Here is a 2,287-nt window from a genome sequence, read left to right on the forward strand (position 1 = left end):
GTAGCAGGATCAAACCAAATGGCAATATTTCCGCGACTCATGAGTGCTCGGTTATATGCGGGCCAATTGGTTGTGCGGTAGATTTTGTGTGTAGGCTTCTTCATTTGAAAATTATATCGCTGAAAAAGCCTTTACAGATAGGTTTGTGCAACAAAGCCGTTGGATATATAAATGATGAAATTCATGCAAAGACCCTAGTCCAAACTATAATAATTCCATTTTTTAGTTTAAGTGGGATCGTGAAAGATGAAATTAAAATAGTAGTACAACAAACAATTAATGGACATAAGCTTATAGGCCTTTTAGCACATGCTAGGGTTAAAACTTTTACTTAATACATCATTAATAAGCTTTAGGTCAGAGAGTATCGCAGCTAGGTGTAAAACAATCACTTGGCACACTTAAAAACTTTGCTAAATTGGCTAAAGCATCAGTTGTAGGAATAGTTTGTGTGACTTTGGGTGAAATTATGGAGTACATAGCAGGTGATGATACTGATATATGCACATTAATGGGGGGATTAATTGCTGGATGGAGTAAAATTTTGTTATCGACAGCTTTTTTCTGCGCAATTGTTGCTGCAATAAGCTTACTAATACCACTTGCACCATTCGCTAGAGATTAAGACTAGTGACAATTTATTAGAGCAAACAAGTATTCGTTTTCAAGGGCAATATTACGATAGTGAAACTGGATTACATTATAACCGTTACCGTTATTATGAGCCGTTTAGTGCAAGGTATGTGAGTAAAGATCCGATTGGACTATTTGGTGGATTAAATAATTCTGCTTATGTCAGTGATCCGAATCTGTGGGTCGATCAATTGGGATTAACTCCCTTAAATGCTGCTGGTGCTGCATATGGCTGCATAGCTGGTGCTGTTGGTGGTTATACAACAGGAGAGTGGAAAGGTGCTGCAATTGGGTGTGTTGCAGGAGGTGCAGTGGGGGCTGTAAATCCTTGGGCATCACATGCTGTAGGTGCAGCAGGAGGTGCAGGAGTTTCTTCAGTGCTGGGTCAAGGTGTGGGATTATTTGCTGCGAAGAAGGAAGTTGCGAATATGTGTAATTATGATGCTGGTGCTGTAGTAGGAGCTATGGTTGGTGGTGGCATTGGAGGATCTGTGAATAAGGCAGTAATTCAAAGGGCTCCATATATGAGAGTAGATTTGATGAATAAACCATTGGGTACTTCTGGAATTAATCGAACTCCAGGCAAACTAGCAGGGGCATTACTAGAGGGTAAAATAACAGGTGCTGGTGAATTAATGGGTACTGGGAAAATAACCTTGCCATCTTGTGCAAAATAATTAGTGAGATAGTTAATGATTTGGTTTAAAACGGCTATGTTTTTCTTGTTATATATGATTTATATGATTTTAATTTTAAATTTTTATGCTAAAGCTTTAATTAAAGTAAGTATACTTGGTCATTTTTTTAAAGTGGTATTTAGTTCTTTATTATATTTACTGTTTGCTATTGCTTTTATTTTTCCTTTTTTTCATATTCATGAGTTTGTAGATGATTTCCATATATATTTTGATCAAAACAATATTTATTTTGCTTTTACTTTGATTTCTTTTGCATTAGTTTGTAGTTTTTCAATAATTTATTTTAATAAAAAATTTGTTCCTAAGTTAAAAGCTTTGGGGTATTTTAAATGATTGATGCGTGCTGAAATAACAGGAGACTTCCACTTAGGAAATTTTAGGCTGCTAGCTCACTGGTTCTGTCGCTAAAAATAACTTGAGTTAGATTCCAAGGTGAATAGAGAATATCTAACAGATCAAACTTTAGATGGAAATTCATTTGGTTTTCCTTGTGGAGTTGCTGTCGGTGCTGATGTGCCTGTTTCGAGTGGTGAAGTTCAAGTAAATACAGGAGCTTATATCCACACCTAGTTTAACGTATTTTGACTTTTCACACAGTAAATTAATAGGAAATACTAAAGATACCGAGCTTTATGCAATTAGATTAATGCGCTCTTTTGGAGGGCTATAATATGAAATTATTCTTAATGATTACAGTAATTTTTTTCTTATGTAGTTGTGAAAAGAATAAAATAGAAAGAGGGCAGATCTTAAGTCAGTTGAAAAATGAAGTGAATAAAAGCGAAGCATTATATTTGAATGAAATGAGCTTAATTTTTCAGATTATAATGGCTTTGTTGCACAAAGATTTGAAATACAAAGCCCCCCTAATTGAGCCAAATTTAAGGCGTAACTTGGGTAAGTGGTCGACCTAATTCCGTAAATCTGTTGAGGACTGCTACACGTGCATGAATTTC

General features: G+C 35.5%; 3 protein-coding genes and 2 pseudogenes. 4 read left to right on the forward strand and 1 reads right to left on the reverse strand.

All coding sequences use genetic code 11. From position 1 onward, the window contains the following. A pseudogene (locus FTU34_RS17560) lies at nt 1–104 on the reverse strand (IS5/IS1182 family transposase); the annotation flags it as partial. Nucleotides 105–611: 507 nt separating this feature from the next. Between FTU34_RS17560 and FTU34_RS17565 the strand changes: the two are divergent. The 4 genes and pseudogenes from FTU34_RS17565 to FTU34_RS17580 form a co-directional block, all read left to right on the forward strand. Further along, nucleotides 612–833: pseudogene (locus tag FTU34_RS17565) on the forward strand (RHS repeat-associated core domain-containing protein); the annotation flags it as partial. Between the two features lie 492 nt (nt 834–1,325). Beyond that, the gene (locus FTU34_RS17570; RefSeq protein WP_180036296.1) at nt 1,326–1,664 is read left to right on the forward strand and encodes a hypothetical protein; all 339 of its coding nucleotides are present in this window, start codon (nt 1,326–1,328) and stop codon (nt 1,662–1,664) included. Nucleotides 1,665–1,763: 99 nt separating this feature from the next. Next, nucleotides 1,764–1,901 carry a hypothetical protein gene (locus tag FTU34_RS17575; protein ID WP_180036297.1) on the forward strand — a complete coding sequence of 46 codons (138 nt, stop codon included), beginning with the start codon at nt 1,764–1,766 and terminating at the stop codon, nt 1,899–1,901. 101 nt (nt 1,902–2,002) lie between these two features. Then, on the forward strand, nt 2,003–2,245 hold the full coding sequence (locus FTU34_RS17580) for a hypothetical protein (RefSeq protein WP_180036295.1): 243 nt from the start codon (nt 2,003–2,005) through the stop codon (nt 2,243–2,245). Nucleotides 2,246–2,287 lie beyond the last annotated feature (42 nt).

The organism is Acinetobacter sp. YH12094, from assembly GCF_013419295.1.
GTDB lineage: Bacteria > Pseudomonadota > Gammaproteobacteria > Pseudomonadales > Moraxellaceae > Acinetobacter > Acinetobacter amyesii.

Bases quoted from the DNA above. Each gene is read 5' to 3' on its own strand.
- FTU34_RS17570 (WP_180036296.1), top strand. From the start codon at position 1,326: ATGATTTGGTTTAAAACGGCTATGTTTTTCTTGTTATATATGATTTAT.
- FTU34_RS17580 (WP_180036295.1), top strand. From the start codon at position 2,003: ATGAAATTATTCTTAATGATTACAGTAATTTTTTTCTTATGTAGTTGT.